The following is a 23,005-nucleotide window of genomic DNA, read 5'->3' on the forward strand; positions in this document are numbered from 1 at the left end:
AGCTAAGGTCCCCAAGTGTGTGTTAAGTGGGAAAGGATGTGGAGTTGCAAAGACAACCAGGATGTTGGCTTAGAAGCAGCCACCATTTAAAGAGTGCGTAATAGCTCACTGGTCGAGTGACTCTGCGCCGAAAATGTAACGGGGCTAAACACACCACCGAAGCTATGACATGTACCGAATGGTACTTGGGTAGGGGAGCGTTGAATATAGGTTGAAGGTATACCGTAAGGAGTGCTGGACTGTATTCAAGTGAGAATGCCGGTATGAGTAACGAAAAGACAAGTGAGAATCTTGTCCGCCGAAAGCCTAAGGGTTCCTGAGGAAGGCTCGTCCACTCAGGGTAAGTCGGGACCTAACGCGAGGCCGAAAGGCGTAGTGGAAGGACAACAGGTTCAAATTCCTGTACCACCGTAAACCGTTATGAGCAATGGGATGACGCAGAAGGGCAGTGACGCGGACTGATGGAATAGTCCGTCCAAGCAGTGAGGCTGATGAGTAGGCAAATCCGCTCATCATAAGGCTGGGCTGTGATGGGGAGCGAAAATTACAGTAGCGAAGGTCATGCACTCCGGCTGCCGAGAAAAGTCTCTAGCCAGGTGAAGGTGCCCGTACCGCAAACCGACACAGGTAGGCGAGCAGAGCATGCTAAGGCGCGCGGAAGAACTCTCGTTAAGGAACTCGGCAAAATGACCCCGTAACTTCGGGAGAAGGGGTACCTCGGTAGGGTGAATAGCCCGAGGGGGTCGCAGTGAAAAGGCCCAAGCGACTGTTTAGCAAAAACACAGGTCTGTGCGAAGCCGTAAGGCGAAGTATACGGGCTGACGCCTGCCCGGTGCTGGAAGGTTAAGGGGAGCGGTTAGGGGTAACCCGAAGCTGTGAACCGAAGCCCCAGTAAACGGCGGCCGTAACTATAACGGTCCTAAGGTAGCGAAATTCCTTGTCAGGTAAATTCTGACCCGCACGAATGGCGTAACGACTTGGGCGCTGTCTCAACGAGAGATCCGGTGAAATTTTAATACCTGTGAAGATGCAGGTTACCCGCGACAAGACGGAAAGACCCCATGGAGCTTTACTGTAACTTGATATTGAACTTTGGTACGATCTGTACAGGATAGGTGGGAGCCTAAGAAGCATGAGCGCCAGCTTGTGTGGAGGCGACGTTGGGATACCACCCTGATCGTATCGGAGTTCTAACCTAGGACCATGAAACTGGTTCGGGGACCGTGTCAGGTGGACAGTTTGACTGGGGCGGTCGCCTCCTAAAATGTAACGGAGGCGCCCAAAGGTTCCCTCAGAATGGTTGGAAATCATTCGGAGAGTGCAAAGGCATAAGGGAGCTTGACTGCGAGACCAACAAGTCGAGCAGGGACGAAAGTCGGGCTTAGTGATCCGGTGGTACCGAATGGAAGGGCCATCGCTCAACGGATAAAAGCTACCCTGGGGATAACAGGCTTATCTCCCCCAAGAGTCCACATCGACGGGGAGGTTTGGCACCTCGATGTCGGCTCATCGCATCCTGGGGCTGAAGTAGGTCCCAAGGGTTGGGCTGTTCGCCCATTAAAGCGGTACGCGAGCTGGGTTCAGAACGTCGTGAGACAGTTCGGTCCCTATCTGTCGCGGGCGCAGGAAATTTGAGAGGAGCTGTCCTTAGTACGAGAGGACCGGGATGGACGTACCGCTGGTGTACCAGTTGTTCCGCCAGGAGCACCGCTGGGTAGCCAAGTACGGACGGGATAAGCGCTGAAAGCATCTAAGCGCGAAGCCCCCCTCAAGATGAGATTTCCCAATTTAGTAAGACCCCTTGAAGACGACGAGGTTGATAGGTTCGGGGTGGAAGCGCAGCAATGCGTGCAGCTGACGAATACTAATCGGTCGAGGGCTTATCCTAACAATACGCTAAAGTTTCAGAGCTTGTCTTTCGCATCCAGTTTTCAAGGTAGCAATACTTTGATAATCGTTGGATCTTTTCGAAGCTGATTCGAGAAGCAACTCAATGAAAAATACCCGTTTGGTGGCGATGGCGGAGGGGAACCACGCGTTCCCATCCCGAACACGACCGTTAAGCCCTCCAGCGCCGATGGTACTTGGACCGCAGGGTCCTGGGAGAGTAGGACGTCGCCAAGCACGAGAAGCCTGCCGCAGTTTGCGGCAGGTTTTTTGTTTTATTTTTAAACAAAGCCTTATAGTTTAGAGGCTGTGTATACATAAAAAGAAGCTGTTTCTCGGCCAACTATGGCGGAACAGCTTCTTTTTAATGATAATAAGGCTATGAAATAGTAAATTACCTATGGTAATACGAGGCTTCGTATTTTCCGAGCCGGAGAATACCTTCTTTTTTTTGCTTGCGGAAGGTAACGGATAAAAGGAGGCGTGGAACGATGAGCCACAGATGCCAACAGATAATGCTGATCATGAGCGATTCCGAAATCCATGGATACAAGATGCCCGTGCCGCAAAGTCCTATCCAGAACAGCTGGCGATGTACACGGCGGAACAGCTGAAGCTTAATATCGTTAGCAGGCTTAAAGCCAAACCAAGGTGGTGTAATACCCCAGACCCAGCGGCGATCAGCTGCCTCATCCACTCGAATAAAGGTTAGCAGCAAAATAATAAGATGAATGACCTGAATAACTGCAAATCCGAATAACCAGCTGAAAAGTCCATCTCTTCCATACATAATAAGTTGAAAAGCTACGAATATAACAGCAATAAGGATATGGCTTTGGACGAGCTCAGGCCTAATGATTTTGCGTTTAACGAGCTGGTATTGATAAATCGTTGCAGCTTGCTGCTCAGATAATGATTGGCGCATCTTTCTAACATCCCTTCTATAACGTTCAAGCTATTATATATATCGGTTAATTAGAGCTTTCCCGCCATAGCACAGAGCTAATTTTGTATTCACCATCTGGGCTATGGCGGCATACGATATATAAATATTTGAAATGGGCTATGAAACAAGTTTAAAAAGCTAGAATATATGCCATAATAGTAGCTATAGAGTTGCGATGAAAGGCGGGATTCGAATGCTTGAAAATCATCAGCTTCATTGTATTATATGCGGCGAGCATAAAGCCGAAGGTGAAGGAATTCGCATCGTTACTGAATTTATATGCCAATCATGCGAAATGGAAATGGTGCAAACCGATGTTAAAGATGCAAAATATCCGTTCTTTATCCATCAGATGAAGCGAATTTTCGTTGAAAAAAACGCTTGAGCGAACTCTAACTATAGAATTCGCTCTTTTTTTCTTATTCAAATCCTATACAATAGATTTAAGTTTATAGGGAAAGGGACGGCTATTTTTGATGCAACATGTACATGCTCCATTATATGAAATGCTGCTTAAACATACAGATTCACAGCCGGTTAGTTTTCATGTACCTGGGCATCGCTACGGTCAAGCACTTGGAGCGATTAAGACTGAGCGGGAAGGCGAAGGGCTGGAGTCCGATTATATAAAGGAAATGAAAGAAACCTTTGCAGCAATGATGAAGCTGGATGTGACAGAACTGTCCGCTACAGATGATTTGCATCATCCGGAGGGAGCCATTGCCGAAGCGCAACACTTGGCAGCACGCTGCTTTGGGGCGGAGGAAAGCTTTTTTCTAGTGGGAGGGAGCACCTCTGGCAATCTAGCTATGCTGCTGGCTGTATGTGAGCCTGGCGATTATATTCTTGTACAGCGTAACGTGCATAAGTCAGTTATTAACGGTTTGAAGCTGGCGGGCGCCAAAGCGGTTTTTATAATGCCGCAAATGGATGAACGAACAGGAATTGCGACGCAGCCTTCGCTAGCACAGGTGAAGATGACGATGGACCTATACCCGAAGGCGAAAGCTGTATTTCTCAATAATCCGAATTACTATGGGATGAGTGTGAATCTCCAGCCTTATGCTGAAGCGATCCATCAGAGCAACATGCTGCTGCTTGTTGATGAAGCACATGGTGCGCATTACGGCCTGCATCCTGAGCTGCCTGGCTCAGCGATTGCGGCTGGCGCTGATGCCGTCGTGCAGTCCACTCATAAAACGCTCACTGCACTTACAATGGGAGCGATGCTTCATGTGCAGGGAGAGCTCCTTAACCGATCCTCATTAAGGGAGGCCTTAGCTACAATTCAAAGCTCAAGCCCTTCTTTTCCCATTATGGCCTCACTCGATATTTCCCGTGCAATGATAGATGCGGCAGGAGCTGGATGTTTTGAAGCTGCTCTAGCTGCTGCGGCATATTTGCGTATGGCAATAGAAGAGAGCTGTGCCGCAATTGAGATATTAACACCGTATGCGAATACGTTAGTAGTATCTCCTGCATACAATCAATTAGATCCATTGCGAATTGTATTATGGGATCGAACAGGTGCGTTGAGTGGTTTTGAGATATTGAAGCTGCTGGAACAGCAGGGGTGCTGGGCAGAAATGGCGGATACGCGCCATGTCGTTCTTTTGCTGGGGATAGGCATTCAGTTCGCGGATGTGGATCGTCTTGTTCATGCCTGTCAGGCGGTAGAGATGATTATCGCTTCTAAAGGACGGGTAATAGCTGAACAACTGCCTGTAAGAGCTGGGAGCCCGCTGTTTTTACAAAAATCAGTAGAGCCTATTACCTTTTCAAGAGCAAGTATGGGGTCCGTGGTAAGAGTAAAGCTGGAAGAGGCGGTAAATTGTAAGGCGGCAGAGATGGTCGTTCCTTATCCACCAGGCATACCAATTGTATATCCCGGAGAACGGCTGACTTTGGAAATACTGGGCTATATACAGGAGCTTGCAAGCAGTGGTGCGAAGTTCCAAGGAGCGTTAGATCCAGCCATGCAAACCATTGCAATCGTGGAATAAATATGATTAAGCGGCAAAAGCTCGTATACAAGGGAAAGTCGCTTTGTTAAAATGGAAGTAAGCATTACGCTGAAAATTCAGTTTCATAGATTAGGAGTTACGAACCGTTGAATAAGGGGATTTTTATTACAATAGAAGGCGGCGAAGGAGCAGGGAAAACGACACTGATTGAGCAGCTTGCGCATAAGATGCAGCAGCAGGGCAAGGCAGTGTTGACTACTCGTGAGCCGGGAGGCATTCCTATTGCGGAGAAGATTCGATCAGTCATACTGGATCGGAATCATACCGCAATGGATGCCAGAACAGAAGCACTCTTGTATGCGGCTTCAAGACGTCAGCATCTTGTGGAGAAGGTTATGCCTGCACTTACTGCAGGTCAGCTTGTCATTTGTGACCGCTTCGTAGATAGCAGCTTAGCCTATCAGGGTCATGCAAGAGGACTTGGCATGGAGGAGGTGTGGTCGATCAATCAGTTTGCGATTGAAGGGGCGATGCCGCAGCTCACGATCTACATGGATGTGACGCCAGAGGTAGGACTTGCCCGTATTGGACAATCGGATGAGCGTGAGGTTAATCGGCTCGATTTGGAGGAAATCGCTTTTCATGAGCGAGTAAGGGAAGGTTATTTTATATTGCTGGAGAAATTCCCTGAACGAATGGTTCGTGTCGATGCGAATCAAGAGCCGGATAGCGTGCTGAAAGATGTTTTAGCCGCAATTGAAAGCCGAATCTAGCCTTTTTTGCAATTAGACAGAGTTACTTATTTCCGCATAAACGATAACGATTAATGGGAGGAATCAGGATGAAATTAGTCATTGCGATTATTCAGGATAAGGATAGCAACCGCTTGTCGAATGCGCTTGTGACCGAAGGATTTCGGGCAACAAAGCTGGCAAGTACAGGCGGTTTCCTGCGGGCTGGCAATACAACATTTATGATTGGTATCGAAGACGAGCGCGTACATGAAGTGTTTCAAGTAATTAAAACCAACTGCAAAGTACGTGATCAGCTAGTTACGCCTGTATCGCCAATCGGCGGCTCAACGGATTCTTATATTCCTTTCCCGGTAGAAGTACAAGTTGGTGGTGCTGCTGTATTCGTCGTTCCGGTAGAACGCTTTGAACATTTCTGATTGGACGTGATAACGGATGAAAATTGATCCAGGCTTTCGTCCGCTTGGGGCGAATCGCGCGAATAACGACCTAGCTTCCAAGCAGCCGCAGATGAAAAGCTTCGGCGATGTTATGGTTCAGCAGGAAGCACAGCGGACACAAGAGCAGTTGCAGCAGAAGCTGCAGGATATTCATAGGCAGGGCGATCATTTATCCAGAGTGATGACGGTGCGCGAATTAAAGCTGTACCGTCAGATGGTAAAGAAATTTCTGGAGGATACCGTTAGGCGCGGCATTGGGCTTAAAGAGCTGAGAGGCTTTGACCGCCGAGGCCGCACGAAGCGCTATAAGCTGCTTGACGAGATTGATGCAGAGCTCGTTAATATGGCCGAAGAGCTGTTGGAGACCGAGGAAGGGCGTATTGAGTTGCTAGCCCGAATTGGTGAAGTGCGTGGCATGCTAATTAATTTATTGTTTTAGGTCGTGTAGGCTACGATCGAGGAAGGAATATTTGAGCTTATGAGCATGGAGCAGCTAGCCGGTCAATGGAAAGCGAAGCGTATTTTACAGCATGCGCTGCAAAGCGGTAAAGTATCGCATGCTTATTTATTTTATGGACCGAAGGGCAGTGGCAGACTGGCGATGGCGGAGGCTTTCGCTAAAGCATTATTCTGTACAAGCGGAGGAGATGATGCCTGTGGGCACTGTCTGGAATGCCGTAAGTTCGATAATAACAATCAGCAGGATATGATTCGAATCGCTCCGGAAGGCCAGTCGATCAAGATTGATCAAATTCGCGAGCTACAGCGGGAGCTTGGACTGCGGGGCAGCGGGTCGAAACGAAAAGTATACATGATTGAGCGAGTAGAGACGATGACGCTTCAAGCGGCGAACAGTCTGCTGAAATTTTTGGAGGAGCCTCTATCCCCTGTTGTAGCGATATTAATAACCGATAATGGACAAGCTGTTCTGCCGACCATTCGTTCGCGCACGCAGTGGGTACCGTTCCTTCCGATGTCTTCCACCGAGATGCTTCAAACGTTAACAAATGAAGGACTGCCCTCCATTCTTGCCCGCGCAGCTGTGCAGCTGAGCTCAGGATTGGACGGTGCTAGGGAAATCATCCAGCAGAATCAGTTTGCAGAAATCCGAAACGTAGTGATACAATTAGGGAAGGACAGTCTGACCCGATTCACCGCGGCAATGATTACCGTTCAGCAGCAGTTCATCAAGAAGGATATTGGTGAAGATCCACAGCTGCTGTTATCTCTGTTTGTATTATGGTTTAAGGACATGATTAAATTTCAGGCCGGAAGGCAAGAAGATATTGTATATATAGATCAGTTGGAATGGATTAGCAAGCATGCATTCAGCCGGCCAGTTGAAGGCTGGGTCACTTGCATGGAGCATACACTCGAAGCAAGCAAGCGTATTCGGTCGAATGTATCTGCTCAACTCGCTTTGGAGCAATTAATGGTAAACTTACAGGAGGGTTAAATCCTTGTATAATGTCGTGGGTGTCCGCTTTAAGAAGGCGGGTAAGATTTATTACTTTGATCCAGCCCTGCATCCTGTTGACAAGGACCAGCATGTCATTGTTGAGACGGCCAGGGGGATCGAGTATGGCAAAGTAGTGGTTGGACAAAAGCAAGTCGGTGAATCGGATGTTGTCCTTCCGTTAAAGCGCGTTATACGAATCGCCAGCGATGTGGATGCGAAGGTAGTAGAAGAGAATCGTTCTGCTGCTCAAGCTGCATTCTCAACCTGTTCAGACAAAATAAAAGACCATCAGCTGAAGATGAAGCTGGTTGATGTCGAATTTACGTTCGATCGCAACAAGATCATTTTTTATTTTACAGCTGAGGGCAGGGTGGATTTTCGCGAGCTTGTGAAGGATTTGGCTAGCGTATTTCGTACCCGGATCGAGCTGCGGCAAATCGGGGTTCGTGACGAGGCGAAGATGCTTGGCGGTATTGGACCATGTGGGCGTATATTATGCTGCTCCTCATGGCTGGGCGATTTCGAGCCAGTGTCCATCAAGATGGCGAAGGATCAGAATTTGTCGCTCAATCCGACAAAAATCTCTGGTTTATGCGGTCGCTTGATGTGCTGCTTGAAATACGAGCATGACAATTATGAAAGCTCTAGAGAAGAGCTTCCAGCCATCGGCAAAATCGTTATCACTTCGCTTGGTGAAGGCAAGGTAACGGGAATCAATGTTGGCTCCAAAACCGTGTACGTGCACTTGTTTGAGGTTGCGGGGAAACCGAAGGAACTTCCGTTAGACGATGTTGTTTTAAAATGATAGCATTAAGAACAATTCATAGCATGTCCAAACGACCAAGCGCAATGCTTACAGCTAAGGTGCAAGACGATGCTTGAAGCTCTGGGGTGGGAACTTGGAGAAAAAAGAGATTTTTGTTCAAATGGATCAGCTTGATAGCCAGATGGGCGAGTTTCATCGCCAGGTTGGGGATCTGAAGCTGCGAGTGAAGGAACTGCTCGAAGAGAATAAGCGATTAAGCATGGAAAACCATCAGCTGCGCAAAATTTTGAAGCGGGAAACGATTCCGCCACAAGTGGAGGAGCCTCTGCCAGTTAAGGCAGCAGGAGCCTCAAAATCAATTGCGGGCAAGACGATGGGGACAAGCACAAAGGTAGAGCAGCAGACAGAAGCAGCCGATCTGTTCACCTCCGCTGAAGATGCAGCTGCATATTCAGTAGGAGAAGGACATGATAATTTGGCTAGACTTTACCATGAAGGCTTCCATATTTGCAATGTCTATTATGGGCATTTGCGGACAGAAGGAGATTGTCTCTTCTGCTTATCCTTCTTAAATAAATAATGCAATCGGTTAACACTATGCCGTCCTTGCTAAGAGGACGGTATCTTTATGTCAAGGGAGCAGTGGGAAAGTCGTGGATGATCAGATTAAGCTGGAGGCCAATGAACGATTGGATGATTTAATGATGGATACCGGACTGCGAATTATTCAGAGCAGAGAGGTATTCAGTTTTTCTACAGATGCGGTGCTGCTTTCCAAATTCGCCAGCATTCCGAAAAAAGGAAGGATCATTGACCTTTGTACAGGAAATGGAGTCATTCCATTGTTATTGACGGGGCGGACGAAAGCGCAAATTGATGCTGTGGAAATTCAGCCTAGACTTGCAGATATGGCTAGGCGGAGCGTTAGCCTGAATGGGCTGGAGCAGCAAATTAACATTGTAGAAGCAGATTTGCGACATTTTGCAGCGAATAAAGCGATTTATGGAACTTATGATGCGGTGACGGTAAACCCGCCGTATATGTCGACTGAAGCAGGCGACTCTAACGAAAACGAGCATTATGCGATTGCCAGGCATGAGGTACATGGTACCTTGCAAGATATTGTTGAAGCATGCTCAAGACTTGTGCGTCCAGCTGGAAAGGTAGCTATGGTGCACCGCCCATCGCGCTTTGTAGAAATTATCGAGACAATGCGTAAGTATAAGCTGGAGCCAAAACGGGTACAGTTCATTCATCCAAACAAAAATGGCGAAGCGAATATGGTGCTTATTGAGGCTATGCGCGATGGAAGACCAGAGCTCAGGCTGCTGCCGCCAATTATGGTATATGATATTTAGCCTAGTGGAAGGCTAGTAGGAGGACTCAATAATGTTTGTGCAAAAAAGCTTTAGCGGGCAGCAGCAAAATGGTGCTGGGACGTTATATCTAGTCGGAACACCAATTGGAAACTTAGAGGATATGACCTTTCGTGCGATCCGCACATTGAAAGAAGTTGACCTTATAGCTGCCGAGGATACGAGACAGACACGAAAGCTTCTTTCCCATTTTGAAATTGCGACACGCCTTGTCAGCTATCACGAACATAATAAGCAAGCCAGTGGCGTTGAGCTTATAAGATTGCTGCAAGAGGGCCAATCCATTGCTCTTGTAAGCGATGCAGGACTGCCTGCTATCTCCGATCCAGGAGCGGATTTAGTCGCTGAGGCGGTCGAGCAGGGTGTTTTCGTCGTTCCGATTCCTGGTGCAAATGCGGCCTTGTCTGCTTTAATTGTATCAGGCTTGCCAACAGAGCGTTTTATGTTCGCGGGATTTCCGCCCCGAGAGAAAAAGTCGCTTGCGAACTGGCTGCGTCAGCTTCAAGGACAGGAAGGCACATTGATGCTGTATGAGTCGCCGCATCGCTTGCGGAAGACGCTGGAGGCCATACTGGAGCATCTGGGAGATCGTCGCATCGCAATGGTGCGGGAGCTGACGAAACGTTTTGAAGAAATGGCGCGTGGAACAGTAACGGAATGTATCGCTTGGATTGAGGAAAATCCGCCTTTAGGAGAGTATTGTCTTATAATAGAAGGAAGTAATTCGGATGAGAATAATGGGGAGCTTGCTGCTGCTTGGTGGGCGGAGCTGAGCATGGAAGAGCATGTGACGCATTATGAGGCGGAGCTTGGACGTAAGGATGCGATTAAAAAAGCGGCTACAGATCGTGGACTATCAAGACGTGATGTTTATAATGAGGTAAACCGCTAGAAAAACAAAAAATAGAGAAAAAAAGACCTTCCTGGCCGGGTTCTAGCGCAGGAAGGCAATAAGGAGTATTAAAAGGTTAGAATTAACTAGTTGAATAAGGTTATTATAACCTATTTTTTTTATTTTGTCACAGGTGAAGGCATTTCTGATAAACAAATGTGACAAACAATTTTTCCTTTGAAGTAAGATACGTTCTCAGCGTTGCCACAGAAGATACAAGCTGGCTCGTATTTCTTCAACATAATGCGCTCGCCGTCTACATAAATCTCTAGTGCATCTTTCTCTCCAATACCAAGCGTGCGGCGAAGCTCAATCGGAATAACAACGCGACCTAATTCATCAACCTTACGGACAATACCTGTGGATTTCATCATAATAATTTGTTTCCCCTCTCATCAAAAAGTGTATTCGTCACTTTTCGACATAGTTTCTCTTTTTATGTCTACTATAATACCAACGTTTCCCATAATAGTCAACTGAAATTATTGAGGTAAATTGCAGGTAACAAGGGAGTTTGACTATATAGTAAGGTCATATTACTCTTACTATAGAATACAACAGGTTCGACATTTTGGAAACTGTTTTGCGACAATCTTCGACATATTTCTTACTTTTTTATGTCGAATCAGAGAACAAAAGGAGTTGATTTGTTGAATGAACCGACAGCTATCGGAAGAAAAAGTTTTTAAGGACCCTGTTCATAAATATATTTATGTGCAGGATCAGACAATATGGGATTTAATCAACACGAAGGAGTTTCAAAGATTAAGGCGTATACGGCAGCTTGGTACCTCTTATCTCACTTTTCATGGTGCTGAGCACAGCCGATTTTCCCACTCCCTCGGTGTGTATGAAATTACGCGAAAGATTATTTCGCAATTCGAGCGCAATGGTTTTCCCGGCTGGCCGCAGGAGGAACGGCTATTGGCGCTTTGCGCAGCCCTGCTTCATGACGTTGGTCATGGGCCATTTTCCCATTCGTTGGAGCAAGTGTTCGATACGCATCACGAGCAGTGGACCTGCAGCATCCTGCTCGAGGATACCGAGATCAATCGTATACTACGAAATGTAGCAGACGACTTTCCTGAACATGTAACTGCTGTTATTAATAAGACATATCCAAATCCAATTGTCAGCGGGCTCATTTCCAGTCAGCTTGATGCGGACCGCATGGACTACTTATTGAGGGATGCTTATTTTACAGGCGTTAATTATGGCAACTTTGATCTGGAGCGTATTTTGCGCGTGCTCCGTCCTATAAATGGAAGGATTGTTGTTAAAGAAAGTGGCATGCACGCCGTAGAGCATTATTTGATGTCGCGCTATCAAATGTATTGGCAAATTTATTTTCACCCGGTGACGAGAAGCTCGGAAATCATCCTTAGACAAATATTTCGTAGAGCGAAGGAGCTTTATGAGGGTGGCTATGCGTTTGACTGGCTGCCGGAGCCGCTGAGACGACTGCTTGACGGTACAATTGCCGTTAAACAATATTTGAAGCTTGATGAGGCGTATTTACAAACGGCCTTCACAGAATGGAGTGAAGAGGGCGATGAATTGCTCTCAGAGCTATGTGATCGTTTTCTGACGCGTCGCCTCTATAAATACATTATGCTGGATAAACCGGATATTAGCCTCTTTAATGAAGTAAGACAACAATTTGCGGCAGTTGGATTGAATCCGGATTATCATATGGAAATTGATTTTCCATTTGATCAACCCTATGATGTGTATCGGCCTGATACGAAAAAAGGGGGAAAGGAGGAAAAAACGCCGATTTTGTTAATGGACGGGTATGAGGCTGTCAGTGAAATTTCCACGAAATCCGACATTATTCGCTCCATCACCGGGCTTCATCAGGGCCAGTCCCATTTGTATTATCCGGAAGATAAGCTGCGTGCTGCTGCAGATCAATTAAGCGATAAAGTACGAAAATTATTTAAAATATAGTATAGAAGGAGCTTGCTCAGCTATGATTTCTTTATTCGACACACACACGCATTTGGACTCCCCGCATTTTGACGAAGATCGCGAGGCCGTTATCGAAAGAGCGCGTGCAGCAGGAGTAGACCTGATGGTTAATATTGGTTTCAATAGAGAAACGATTCCAACTACGCTTGCACTCGCAGAAAAATATGATTTTATATATGCAGCGGTCGGCTGGCATCCCGTTGACAGCATTGACATGCTGCCAGAGGATCTTAACTGGATTGAGGAGCTTTGCTCTAACCCTAAAGTGGTAGCTATCGGCGAAATTGGACTGGATTATCATTGGGATACGTCTCCTAAGGACGTACAGCACCGCGTATTCAGGGAGCAGATTCGCTTGGCAAAAAAGCTAAAAAAACCAATTATTATTCATAATCGCGATGCTCATGAGGACATTGTCAAGCTGTTGAAGGAGGAGGATGCCGCAGCAGTTGGCGGCATTATGCATTGTTTTTCAGGGAGTCCGGAAACGGCTCAAAAATGCCTCGATATGAACTTCTATATTTCGTTTGGGGGACCGCTTACATTCAAAAATGCAAGGGTACCAAAAGAGGTGCTCGCGATGGTCCCGAGTGACCGAATTTTGATCGAAACGGACGCCCCATATTTGACCCCTCATCCCTTCCGAGGGAAGCGAAATGAGACGTCTTATGTGTCGCTTGTTGCGGAAGCGGCAGCAGAAATATTAGGAAAATCGGTGGCCGAAATCGCCAATTTGACAACCGAAAACGGTAAAAAATGTTTTGGAATTAAGTAAAAATGGCTATAAAAGCGAGAATAAGTGACCTTTCCGGCGATAAAACTAATTTTTCATGCTGAAATAGACTCTCTTTTCCGTAAATATCCTAAAATTTCGCTTAAATCGGTTTTTATCTGATCTTTACAATTAGGCTCCGATGAAGGTATGATTCATTTCAGAGCTTTAAATTTTTGTATTGGATTTCCAGTTTGCGCTTAATCTTCGAACTTTGGAGAGCGGGGGAACCAGGCACGTTGCTGTGAGGAAATTGCGGATCACATTGCACGCGCACTTGAATTTCTTCTAGGGGTGAATTTGGCGGGGATTGCCATGAGCATTCTTCCGACGATAGGGCAGCTCTCTTGCCCGAACCCGACAGCTAACCTCGTAAGCGTTTATAGAGAGTGATCAACCTCGTGCATTCACCTTTCCTGAATAGTCTATTCGACATTCCCAGGAAGCCACGAAACAGATCCTCTGTCGACGGGCTTTCTTTTTATTTTTGAATATTGGGTAAATCGTCGTCATAGGGTAAATCTAGGAGGTTGCAGAGGAAATATACTGGAGCGTGCTAGAAGCACGCCAATATACTATAGTCGCGTCAATGGTATCATGCGTAATTCGACGGCGGGGCTATGAAGGAGGACCGATGAAGTGGGCATTATTCAAGCAAGTGAGACCCATGGGAAACGATCATCCAGCATGTCTTTCGCATTGCGATGGAAGCGTGAAAACTTGCGTTTGATTCTTTTGAGTACTACGATCTCAATCGCTATGACTTTCATGTTTTTGGTGTTGTTGTACGGATCGGCTGACAAAAGCGTATCCGTAGTAGTGAATGGACAAGAAACTGTTGTTTCAACGAAACAATGGGTCCTGCAACGCCTACTGGATGAACAAGCTATTACAATTGGCCCGCATGACGAGGTATCTGTACCTCTGAATACGGCTGTAAAGGATGGGGACCGCTTTGAGGTTAAGCATGCGGTACCGCTACTTGTAAAAGCTGATGGCAAGACATCAACGGTGTACACGACAGAGAAAACCGTGCAGGCAGCGATAAAGAAATTAAATATTCCTGTTGAAGATGATGATAAAGTATTACCTTCGCTTGGCTCGGGTGTCAGCGCAGATATGACCGTAACGGTCATTCGCGTCGATACGAAGCTAGGCAAGTCGTCCAGCACAACACCGTTCACCATTGTGAAGAAGGAAGATCCGAACCTGGAAGTAGGCAAGGAGAAGATTGTGCAGACGGGCAAAGAAGGCGTCGTAACGATCAAAATTGAGAAGCAGTTTGAAGATGGCGTGCTTGTCTCCAAGAAAGTGGTAGACAAGGTAGTCGAATCGGCTGCGGTTAATCAGGTCGTTGCAATCGGTACGAAAAAGCCGGAGCCTAAGGTTACTGTGCTGTCCACAGCGACAACCAGCAACAATGTAACGGTAGACGGCACTACGCTCAAATCCAAAAAAGTGCTTAGCAACGTCACATTGACCGCTTATTCAGCTGGAGTAGCTTCGACGGGCAAGAGCGAAGGCCACCCTGATTATGGTATTACGGCCTCTGGTGCTAAAGTTTCGGAAGGACGGACGATTGCCGTTGACCCGGATGTTATTCCACTCGGTTGGTGGGTGTACATCGAGGGCATAGGATTCCGCCGCGCTGAAGATACCGGAAGTGCGATCAAGGGTAGTAAGATTGATGTGTATTTTGACAGTGAAAAGCAAGCTAATCAATTCGGGAAGAAAAAAGGTTTTACCGTCTATGTGATTGGTCCTAATAAGCCATCTCTTAGCTGATTAGCGTCAGTTCTTTATGGAAATACAACGATTCATAAGTTTCACATTTATCATTAGGCTTATATTTCTCGGAGAGAAACGCGCTGCGCCGCCTGAGGAAGGTGACCGCCGTTTCACTTTGATTGTGCTCTAGTTTATCGCAATCATAAGCTAAATATGACAGGTTACGGAAGAGGCCTTGCCTCTTCTTTTTGTTTGCGTAGGATTCGCTTGAATCGTTAATTGGGGGTATAATATAACAGACGTAAATGAGCGGGTTGTTGTTGCAGCAATCGCCCATTTTTTTGAAATATAAGCATGTATAAGTTTCCCTTTGTGAAAGGATTGTTCGATGTGATCAAGGAAATGATTGTAGTAGAAGGCAAAGAGGATACGGTAGCGATTAAGCGGGCCGTTGAAGCCGATACGATCGAGACGAATGGATCGGCCATTGGCGAGGATGTGCTGCGGCGCATTGCGCTGGCACAGGAGCGCCGTGGCGTTATTATATTTACAGATCCGGACCATGCAGGAGAGCGCATTCGCAAAATTGTCGCTCAGCGCGTGCCGGGCTGCAAGCATGCTTTCTTACCGCAGGAGCTAGCCTCCTATAAAGGGGATATCGGCATTGAGAATGCGGCTCCTGATGCGATCAGGCAGGCGCTCTCGGAGCTGCGGACAGAAACGGCTGCAAGCGTGGGGAGCATTACTTGGGATGATTTGATGGCGGCTGGCCTAATCGTGCATGAGGAAGCGGCGAAACGGCGGCTGGTTATGGGCAAGCTGCTGGGCATCGGCTACGCTAACGGGAAGCAGTTCTATAAGCGCTGCACAAGCTTCTGCATTACGCGCGAGGAGTTTGACAAGGCGCTGCAAGCCATGGAACAACAGGAACAGGGGTGACGAGGGCGTATGACGGAACAACAGAGCTTGAATAAAGGCGCGGTTAAGAACGCAGAGGTAGCCACGCCTAAACGGACGAAGGAAATCATTGCGAAGTACGGCTTTTCCTTTAAAAAGAGCTTGGGACAAAACTTTCTCATTGACCAAAATATTTTAAACAATATTGTCAGTGCAGCTGAGCTTGACGAAACGAAAGGCGCGCTGGAAATCGGCCCAGGTATCGGAGCGTTGACGCAGCGCCTTGCGGCAGTTGCGGGTACCGTAACCGCTGTTGAAATCGACAATCGGCTGATTCCAATTTTGCATGATATTTTTGAAAACGAGGCAAATGTGGGCATCGTGCACGGCGATGTGCTCAAGCTAGACCTGAAGCAGTTGTTCGATGAGCGTTTCAGCGGCGTAACGGGTGTTAGCGTCGTGGCGAACCTGCCTTATTACGTGACGACCCCGATTCTGATGAAGCTGCTGGAGGAGCGCCTGCCGCTGGAAAATATCGTCGTCATGATCCAGAAGGAAGTTGCACAGCGGATGGCGGCGAAGCCAGGCGGCAAGGAATATGGCAGCCTAAGCGTGGCTGTGCAGTATTATTGCGAGCCGAAGCTTGTATGTACGGTTCCGCATACCGTGTTCATACCTCAGCCGAATGTAGACTCGGCGGTTATCAAGCTTGCGCTGCGGGATAAGCCGGCTGTTGATGTGCCCGATGAGGCACATTTCTTCCGCATTGTGCAGGCGAGCTTCGCACAGCGCCGCAAGACGCTTTATAACAATTTGACGGCACTTGTGGGCAAAGAACAGCGGGAGGCGCTGACAACGCTGCTGCAGGGGCTTGCAATCGATCCTGCGCGGCGGGGTGAAACGCTGTCGTTAGAGGAATTCGCCAAAATTAGCCGCGCATTTTTGGAAGCGGGCTGGAGAGGCTAAATAAAGATGGGCGCCGCCGGGCAATTGCCTCGGGGCGCCCGTTTGATTTTTCCGCACACTACACGCCATTTGCCCATAGGATAGACGAAGAGGTGATTTACCTATGGAGCAAGGGGAGCTGGTCGTCCGCAAATCGTATGGCGGTGACGTGCTATTCCGCGTAGAAGCTGTTCGAACGGATCATGCCCTGTTGAAAGGCACGGATTACCGTTTGCTTGCGGATGCGCCGATTCCTGATTTATCGGTTGTTCGCGATCCAAAGAAAGAAAAAGCTACGCAGCTGGTTCGAGTGAAAGTAAACGACTCGCTCAGCCGCATACGTCAGCAGCATGAGCAAATGGCCGTTCAGGTGAAGGCGGATATTCGGCATGCGATGCCACAAAGCCAGCCTTTCTTTGAGGTGCCCGGCAAAGTGCTGCATTTGGATGGCGACGGCAATTATTTGCGTAAAAGCATGCAGCTGTACCAGACGATGAATGTGCCGGCTCATGGCGTGCATGCGCATGAGTCACAGATGGCTGATTTGCTTTACCGGCTGCTGCCTCAAGTGAAGCCGGATATTGTGGTCATTACAGGGCATGATGGCGTGCTGAAAACAAGGCTGGAGGCAGATCTGCACAGCCTGAGCAGCTATAAAAACTCGCAGAGCTTCTATAACGCAGTTCGCGTAGCACGGGAGTATGAGAAGAATCGCGACGGTCTTGTCGTCATTGCAGGAGCGTGCCAGTCGCACTTTGAAGCGCTGCTGCAAGCCGGATCGAACTTTGCTAGCTCGCCCGGGAGAATTTTGATTCATGCGTTAGACCCGGTATACATTGCAATCAAAGCAAGCTATACGTCCATACGCGATACCATTAACCTGGCAGATGTCATTCATGGCACGATCAGCGGTATTGATGGCGTAGGCGGCATTGAGACGCTCGGAAGGTACCGCATTGGCTTGCCAAAGCCTAAATTGAAGGCAGCTGAGTCATCCTTGCAAAGCATTTCTTAACAATTAGCCGAGTGCAGTTGAGACTCGCAACCGTTCTCGGCTCCTTTGATTTTATAATTTTTCGAAAAATTATTCATGGAATGATAAAAATGGATGAAAACACCGTTGACAATTAAATCGGTTGACTGATATAATATTTTGCCTTGTTTGACAACCCCTCCCCCTTTTGTTATAATGGACAAGGAAAGAGGTGGTAGTGGACAATGGCAAAAAATGCCCTACTGGATATAAAACGCAATTTGGAAGCTCATGTGGGCTCCAAGATTCGTCTGCGAGCAAATGGCGGTCGTCGTAAGACCGTTGAGCGCACCGGTGTGTTGGAAGAAACCTACCCTTCTGTTTTCATTGTTAAACTGGATCAGGAATCGCAGTCATTCAAGCGTGTTTCCTACAGTTATGCGGATATACTGACGGAGTCGGTGGAAGTGACCGTATGCAATGATGAAGGTCAAGTCCGAATTACCCAGACATAACATTAGATCTATAGATGCCGATAGGCTATACTAAACGCGGAGACGATAGTTCTTCGCGTTTTTTTTCATTTTTCAAGCTGGAATCGTTCGGTTGGTGGTCATGCGTATAGGGCGGCTGGGTTGTCGCATACTAAGGGGGCGTAACCAATTCAGCCAATAAGGGGGGCCTCACGCATGAGCCGCAGAAGACGCAGTGTAATGTCCGAGGAATTGAAGTATGAGCTGGCGAAGGATTTAGGTTTTTATGATACGGTGCAAAAGGAAGGCTGGGGCGGCATTCGCGCCAAAGATGCTGGCAATATGGTAAAGCGGGCGATCCAGATGGCCGAGCAAGCCGCGGCAAATGGAATGAATCGGCCTTAACTGGGTATCTGGAATGCAACGAAGAAACGCAAATAATCGGCTAAGAGTTGCCGCTCTGCATATAAGCGGCAGGACTCTTAGCTTTTCTTCTGCCCGTTTGCTATAATATTGGATAAGTTAATGATAGGAACGGGAGAGCTTAGGATGAAAATTTATGAAAAAGCTCCGGCTAAAATCAATTTGTTGCTCGATGTGCTTCGTAAGCGTGAAGATGGCTTCCACGAGGTCGAGATGATCATGACGATGGTAGACCTTGCAGATCGTCTCGAAATGCAGGAGCTGCCGCGCGACACGATTATTATATCGAGCCAGGCCGGCTACATACCTTTAGATGAGAAGAACCTGGCGTTTCAGGCAGCGCGGCTTATTAAAGACCGCTATGATGTGCGTAAAGGTGTATATATTCATTTGGACAAAAAGATTCCGGTTGCCGCTGGCCTTGCCGGCGGCAGCAGTGATGCGGCAGCAGCCCTTAGAGGGCTGAACAGGCTGTGGCAGTTAAATATCCCTGAGCAGGAGCTGTGCACGCTTGGTGCGGAGCTTGGCTCGGACGTCCCGTTCTGCGTAACCGGCGGGACTGCCATCGCTACCGGACGCGGGGAGCGTCTGGAGCCGATTGAGAGTCCGCCGCAGTGCTGGGTCGTCCTTGCGAAGCCCCCCATTAATGTTTCCACCGCAGACGTGTACGGCAAGTTTCGGGTAGCGGGCATTGACCAGCATCCGTCTGCTGCCGACATGGTGTCAGCTATTCAGCGCGGCTCCTTCGCCGATGTGTGCGGGGGACTTGGCAATGTGCTGGAATCGGTAACGCTTGATCTATATCCGGAGGTGCGCCAGCTCAAGGAGAGCATGATTCGTCTCGGAGCGGATGGCGTGTTAATGTCAGGCAGCGGGCCGACGGTATTCGGGTTAGTATCGAAAGAAGGCAAGCTTCCACGTATTTATAATGGTCTGCGCGGCTTTTGCAAGGAAGTTTACGTGGTAAGAATGCTAACATAAAAGTGACGTTTCCCTTGCTAAAATCCGTATAAAAATGTTATATTAACATTATAATATTCGGATTTTAGCAGGGGGAGAATTCCTTGAAAAAGTTAAAACGCAGCGCAAGACTGGTAGAGATGACGCAATACCTGCTAAGTCGCCCACATACGTTAATCTCGTTGACAGCTTTTGCGGATCGCTATCAGTCAGCCAAATCATCCATTAGCGAGGATCTGGCGATCATTAAAGAAGTATTTGAAGAAGAGGGCATTGGCGAGCTTAACACCCTTGCGGGCGCCGCAGGCGGCGTAAAATTCGCACCGAAGATGCATGCCTCTGATGCACTGGGCATTATGAATAATATTTGCCGTCAGCTGGAGCAGCCTGAACGGGTGCTCCCTGGCGGTTATTTGTATATGACGGACATGCTCGGCCAGCCTGAGCTGCTGGCTGATATCGGCCGCATGTTTGCGACCGCTTTTGCCGCTAGGAAAATTGATGTCATTATGACGGTAGAGACGAAGGGTATTCCGCTTGCTTACGCAACCGCTGCCTGTCTGAATTTGCCTGTCGTTATCGTACGTCGAGATAATAAGGTGACGGAAGGCTCTGCGGTTAGCATTAATTACGTCTCCGGCTCTAATAAACGCATTCAGACGATGTCGCTTGCTAGGCGCGCACTTAAGGAGCAGTCCCGCGTGCTTATTATTGATGACTTCATGAAAGCAGGCGGCACCATTCAAGGGATGATGGATCTGCTCTTTGAATTCAAGGCGACGGTTGCTGGAGTTGGCGTATTTGTAGAATCGGGCGAGGTGGAGCTTGAGGAACGACTGCTTGAAGATTATGTGTCGCTTGCTAAGCTGGCGGCTGTAGATTTGAAGACCAAGCAGACGACGGTCATACCAGGCAATTATTTTCGCACAGAATAACGAGTATAATTAAAGAAGGGTTGGAATAAATGATGTCTCAGCATTTAGAACCGAAGGTTATTGCAACAGATAAGGCGCCTGCCGCTATCGGACCTTATTCACAAGCGATTCAGCTTGGAGGACTTCTTTTTACATCGGGGCAAATTCCACTTAACGCGGCTGGCGAGCTTGTGACAGGCGATATTACAGTGCAGGCGAACCAAGTGTTTCGCAATCTGGAGGCTGTGCTTGCCGAAGCGGGAGCGACACTGCAAAATGTAGTGAAAGCAACCGTCTTTATGAAGGACATGAACCAGTTTGTGGCGATGAATGAGGTGTATGCTTCTTACTTTGGCGACCACAAACCAGCACGTTCGGCAGTAGAAGTAGCAAGGCTTCCGAAGGATGTTTTTGTCGAAATTGAAGTGATTGCAGCGATTCCTGTCGAATAGAGTCAGATAAAATTCAAATAGAAAATTTTTTTTAAAATATGCACTTTTTTTCCAAAATAGGAGAAGGAATTGGCACAAAAATGTGGAATATTACACCAAGTCCCAGATAGGCAAAGGTGGTGAACACAAGTGCAAATTACTGATGTAAGACTCCGCCGTGTCAATTCGGAAGGTCGCATGAAGGCTATTGCTTCCATCACGATTGACAACGAATTCGTCGTTCACGATATCCGTGTAATCGACGGAAACAATGGAATGTTTGTTGCAATGCCGAGCAAGCGTACCCCCGATGGAGAATTCCGAGATATCGCTCATCCGATTTCTTCGACCACTCGGGAGAAAATTCAAGCTGCCGTACTCGCTGAGTACGAGCGCGCTGCAACGGAAGAAGAAGTGGCCATTGAAGAGGGTGCTTAATAGCAGCTTCGTTAGAGGGCAAAAATCAGTATCCGCATGAGAGGATAGGGGGGCCAAGGGGGCTCCCTTTTCTTTTTGCCCAAGATGGGATATATTCAACTAGACTTTTAACTTGGGAGGAATAGCAATTGAAAGTAATGGCGATTGTGCTTGCAGCAGGTCAAGGCAAGCGGATGAAATCCAAACGATATAAAGTGCTTCACCATGTATGCGGCAAGCCGATGGTAGGCCATGTGCTGGATACGGTGAAACAGGCTGCTAGCGAGCGGACGGTTGTCATCGTTGGGCATGGCGCAGAGACGGTTAAAGCTTATTTGGGCGAGCAGGCGGAATATGTGCTGCAGGAGCAGCAGCTTGGTACGGGCCATGCGGTGCGTCAAGCTGAAGCGCTAATTGGCTCAGAAGACGGCAAAACGATCGTTATTTGCGGCGATACGCCGCTGGTGCGTGCAGAGACGATTCAGGCGATGCTGGCCTTGCAGCAGTCAAGCGGAGCGGCGGCAACGGTGCTGACGGCTTCTTTCGCTGATCCGACAGGCTATGGTCGGATCATTCGCGGCGAGAACGGCGAGGTTGAGAAAATCGTCGAGCAGAAGGATTGCACGCCAGAGGAAGCAGCGACGAAGGAAATCAACACGGGTACGTATGTGTTCGATAACCGCAAGCTGTTCGAGGCGCTTGCCAAGGTAACGAGCAATAATGCCCAAGGCGAGTTTTATTTGACGGATGTCATTGGCATCTTCCGCCAAGCGGGCGAGTCCGTTCAAGGCTATTGTACAGAGGATACGGCGGAAGCGATTGGCATTAATGACCGTGTAGCGCTTGCTGAAGCGGAAGGCTTGATGCGGGCGCGTATTAATCGCAAGCATTTAATTGAAGGCGTTACGATTATTGATACAGCATCGACTTATATAGAAGCAGATGTACAAATTGGTGCCGACACCATTATTTACCCAGGTACAGTGCTTCGCGGCTCTACGGTTATTGGCGAGGACTGCATCATTGGACCAAATGCGGATATTCAGGATTCCGTTATCGGAGATGGCGTCAGCGTTAAATATTCGGTTGTTGCCGAATCAGAAGTTGGCAATAAAAGCTCGGTTGGGCCATACGCGAATTTGCGTCCTGGCTCCAAGCTGGGCGAAGACTGCAAAATCGGCGATTTTGTCGAGCTGAAAAATGCTACGCTTGGCGACGGCAGCAAGGTATCGCATTTGAGCTATGTGGGCGATGCAGTAGTCGGTAAAGATGTGAACATCGGCTGCGGCGCAATAACGGTCAATTACGACGGCTTCAATAAGTCGGTGACGGAAATCGGCGATGGTGCTTTTGTCGGCAGCAACGTTAATTTGATTGCTCCTGTGAAGATTGGCGACGGTGCTTTTGTCGTTGCTGGCTCGACGATTACAAAGGATGTGCCAGCAGGCGATTTAGCGGTTGCGCGCGCCCGTCAGGAGAATAAGGAAGGCTACGCCGAGAAGATTCGTACTCGTGCGAAAGCGAAGAAGGAAAAGAGCAAAAAGGATAAGAGCAAGAAGGACTGATGCTCCCATCCATCCTTCCTTTTTTCCATATCGAAGAAAGGGATTGCCGTTCAG

At 48.0% G+C, this 23,005-nt stretch carries 25 protein-coding genes, 2 rRNA genes and 1 riboswitch (1 of these 28 running past the window's edge); of the genes, 25 read left to right on the plus strand and 2 right to left on the minus strand.

Annotated elements, in window-relative coordinates; all coding sequences use genetic code 11:
* Both V5J77_RS00060 and rrf read left to right on the plus strand, forming a co-directional pair.
* A 23S ribosomal RNA gene (locus V5J77_RS00060) occupies window positions 1–1,888 on the plus strand (it extends 1,046 nt beyond the left edge of the window).
* 119 nt (window positions 1,889–2,007) lie between these two features.
* Window positions 2,008–2,124: ribosomal RNA gene (gene rrf, locus V5J77_RS00065) — 5S ribosomal RNA — on the plus strand.
* Between the two features lie 157 nt (window positions 2,125–2,281).
* On the opposite strand, the gene V5J77_RS00070 is transcribed toward rrf, so the two are convergent.
* A complete protein-coding gene (locus V5J77_RS00070; RefSeq protein ID WP_338553784.1) occupies window positions 2,282–2,812 on the minus strand; it encodes a transposase in 531 nt (176 codons plus the stop codon).
* A gap of 214 nt (window positions 2,813–3,026) precedes the next feature.
* Here V5J77_RS00070 and V5J77_RS00075 point away from each other — a divergent pair, with 214 nt between their 5' ends.
* The 10 genes from V5J77_RS00075 to rsmI all read left to right on the plus strand — a co-directional run bounded on the left by V5J77_RS00075 (window position 3,027) and on the right by rsmI (window position 10,482).
* Window positions 3,027–3,218, plus strand: coding sequence for a sigma factor G inhibitor Gin (locus V5J77_RS00075; RefSeq protein WP_338553785.1), 192 nt, complete (start codon window positions 3,027–3,029; stop codon window positions 3,216–3,218).
* 91 nt (window positions 3,219–3,309) lie between these two features.
* Window positions 3,310–4,836 (plus strand): aminotransferase class I/II-fold pyridoxal phosphate-dependent enzyme, encoded by a 1,527-nt coding sequence (locus V5J77_RS00080; RefSeq protein WP_338556472.1) that lies wholly within the window; start codon window positions 3,310–3,312, stop codon window positions 4,834–4,836.
* Window positions 4,837–4,943: 107 nt separating this feature from the next.
* A complete protein-coding gene (gene tmk, locus V5J77_RS00085; protein WP_338553786.1) occupies window positions 4,944–5,570 on the plus strand; it encodes a dTMP kinase in 627 nt (208 codons plus the stop codon).
* A gap of 68 nt (window positions 5,571–5,638) precedes the next feature.
* Entirely contained in the window at window positions 5,639–5,968 is a 330-nt protein-coding gene (locus V5J77_RS00090) for a cyclic-di-AMP receptor (protein ID WP_099517854.1), read from the plus strand.
* 16 nt (window positions 5,969–5,984) lie between these two features.
* Window positions 5,985–6,428 (plus strand): YaaR family protein, encoded by a 444-nt coding sequence (locus V5J77_RS00095; RefSeq protein WP_338553787.1) that lies wholly within the window; start codon window positions 5,985–5,987, stop codon window positions 6,426–6,428.
* Window positions 6,429–6,467: 39 nt separating this feature from the next.
* Window positions 6,468–7,445, plus strand: a complete 978-nt coding sequence (gene holB, locus V5J77_RS00100) for a DNA polymerase III subunit delta' (RefSeq protein WP_338553788.1) — start codon at window positions 6,468–6,470, stop codon at window positions 7,443–7,445.
* Window positions 7,446–7,449: 4 nt separating this feature from the next.
* Window positions 7,450–8,253: a stage 0 sporulation family protein gene (locus V5J77_RS00105; RefSeq protein ID WP_338553789.1), complete on the plus strand. Its 804-nt coding sequence runs from the start codon at window positions 7,450–7,452 to the stop codon at window positions 8,251–8,253.
* A 94-nt stretch (window positions 8,254–8,347) separates the two neighbouring features.
* Window positions 8,348–8,794 carry a DNA replication initiation control protein YabA gene (locus V5J77_RS00110; protein ID WP_338553790.1) on the plus strand — a complete coding sequence of 149 codons (447 nt, stop codon included), beginning with the start codon at window positions 8,348–8,350 and terminating at the stop codon, window positions 8,792–8,794.
* A gap of 121 nt (window positions 8,795–8,915) precedes the next feature.
* Window positions 8,916–9,572, plus strand: a complete 657-nt coding sequence (locus tag V5J77_RS00115; RefSeq protein WP_338556473.1) for a tRNA1(Val) (adenine(37)-N6)-methyltransferase — start codon at window positions 8,916–8,918, stop codon at window positions 9,570–9,572.
* A gap of 31 nt (window positions 9,573–9,603) precedes the next feature.
* Window positions 9,604–10,482, plus strand: a complete 879-nt coding sequence (rsmI, locus tag V5J77_RS00120; RefSeq protein ID WP_338553791.1) for a 16S rRNA (cytidine(1402)-2'-O)-methyltransferase — start codon at window positions 9,604–9,606, stop codon at window positions 10,480–10,482.
* Between the two features lie 119 nt (window positions 10,483–10,601).
* Here the strand turns inward: rsmI and V5J77_RS00125 are convergent, their stop codons facing one another.
* The gene (locus V5J77_RS00125) at window positions 10,602–10,856 is read right to left on the minus strand and encodes an AbrB/MazE/SpoVT family DNA-binding domain-containing protein (protein ID WP_012772023.1); all 255 of its coding nucleotides are present in this window, start codon (window positions 10,854–10,856) and stop codon (window positions 10,602–10,604) included.
* A 280-nt stretch (window positions 10,857–11,136) separates the two neighbouring features.
* On the opposite strand from V5J77_RS00125, the gene V5J77_RS00130 reads away from it, so the two are divergent.
* The 13 genes from V5J77_RS00130 (at window position 11,137) to glmU (ending at window position 22,951) form a co-directional block, all read left to right on the plus strand.
* Window positions 11,137–12,432, plus strand: a complete 1,296-nt coding sequence (locus V5J77_RS00130; protein ID WP_338553792.1) for an HD domain-containing protein — start codon at window positions 11,137–11,139, stop codon at window positions 12,430–12,432.
* Between the two features lie 22 nt (window positions 12,433–12,454).
* Window positions 12,455–13,228 (plus strand): TatD family hydrolase, encoded by a 774-nt coding sequence (locus V5J77_RS00135; RefSeq protein WP_338553793.1) that lies wholly within the window; start codon window positions 12,455–12,457, stop codon window positions 13,226–13,228.
* Window positions 13,229–13,412: 184 nt separating this feature from the next.
* Window positions 13,413–13,620, plus strand: a riboswitch (cyclic di-AMP (ydaO/yuaA leader).
* Between the two features lie 244 nt (window positions 13,621–13,864).
* Window positions 13,865–15,010, plus strand: a complete 1,146-nt coding sequence (locus V5J77_RS00140) for a ubiquitin-like domain-containing protein (RefSeq protein ID WP_338553794.1) — start codon at window positions 13,865–13,867, stop codon at window positions 15,008–15,010.
* Between the two features lie 333 nt (window positions 15,011–15,343).
* Window positions 15,344–15,892 (plus strand): ribonuclease M5, encoded by a 549-nt coding sequence (gene rnmV, locus V5J77_RS00145; RefSeq protein ID WP_338553795.1) that lies wholly within the window; start codon window positions 15,344–15,346, stop codon window positions 15,890–15,892.
* Window positions 15,893–15,901: 9 nt separating this feature from the next.
* On the plus strand, window positions 15,902–16,816 hold the full coding sequence (gene rsmA, locus V5J77_RS00150; RefSeq protein WP_338553796.1) for a 16S rRNA (adenine(1518)-N(6)/adenine(1519)-N(6))-dimethyltransferase RsmA: 915 nt from the start codon (window positions 15,902–15,904) through the stop codon (window positions 16,814–16,816).
* A 103-nt stretch (window positions 16,817–16,919) separates the two neighbouring features.
* Window positions 16,920–17,810: a sporulation peptidase YabG gene (gene yabG, locus V5J77_RS00155; RefSeq protein WP_338553797.1), complete on the plus strand. Its 891-nt coding sequence runs from the start codon at window positions 16,920–16,922 to the stop codon at window positions 17,808–17,810.
* Between the two features lie 203 nt (window positions 17,811–18,013).
* A complete protein-coding gene (locus V5J77_RS00160) occupies window positions 18,014–18,283 on the plus strand; it encodes a Veg family protein (protein ID WP_056034935.1) in 270 nt (89 codons plus the stop codon).
* Between the two features lie 174 nt (window positions 18,284–18,457).
* Window positions 18,458–18,646, plus strand: coding sequence for a small, acid-soluble spore protein, alpha/beta type (locus V5J77_RS00165; protein WP_338553798.1), 189 nt, complete (start codon window positions 18,458–18,460; stop codon window positions 18,644–18,646).
* A 144-nt stretch (window positions 18,647–18,790) separates the two neighbouring features.
* Window positions 18,791–19,645 (plus strand): 4-(cytidine 5'-diphospho)-2-C-methyl-D-erythritol kinase, encoded by an 855-nt coding sequence (ispE, locus tag V5J77_RS00170; RefSeq protein WP_338553799.1) that lies wholly within the window; start codon window positions 18,791–18,793, stop codon window positions 19,643–19,645.
* Window positions 19,646–19,728: 83 nt separating this feature from the next.
* Window positions 19,729–20,559, plus strand: coding sequence for a pur operon repressor (purR, locus tag V5J77_RS00175; protein ID WP_338553800.1), 831 nt, complete (start codon window positions 19,729–19,731; stop codon window positions 20,557–20,559).
* A 32-nt stretch (window positions 20,560–20,591) separates the two neighbouring features.
* The gene (locus V5J77_RS00180; RefSeq protein ID WP_338556475.1) at window positions 20,592–20,990 is read left to right on the plus strand and encodes a RidA family protein; all 399 of its coding nucleotides are present in this window, start codon (window positions 20,592–20,594) and stop codon (window positions 20,988–20,990) included.
* Window positions 20,991–21,119: 129 nt separating this feature from the next.
* Window positions 21,120–21,407 carry a septation regulator SpoVG gene (spoVG, locus tag V5J77_RS00185; RefSeq protein WP_020620824.1) on the plus strand — a complete coding sequence of 96 codons (288 nt, stop codon included), beginning with the start codon at window positions 21,120–21,122 and terminating at the stop codon, window positions 21,405–21,407.
* A 128-nt stretch (window positions 21,408–21,535) separates the two neighbouring features.
* Window positions 21,536–22,951, plus strand: coding sequence for a bifunctional UDP-N-acetylglucosamine diphosphorylase/glucosamine-1-phosphate N-acetyltransferase GlmU (gene glmU / locus V5J77_RS00190; RefSeq protein ID WP_338553801.1), 1,416 nt, complete (start codon window positions 21,536–21,538; stop codon window positions 22,949–22,951).
* Window positions 22,952–23,005: the final 54 nt, after the last annotated feature.

This window comes from Paenibacillus sp. KS-LC4, from assembly GCF_036894955.1.
Taxonomy (GTDB): domain Bacteria; phylum Bacillota; class Bacilli; order Paenibacillales; family Paenibacillaceae; genus Pristimantibacillus.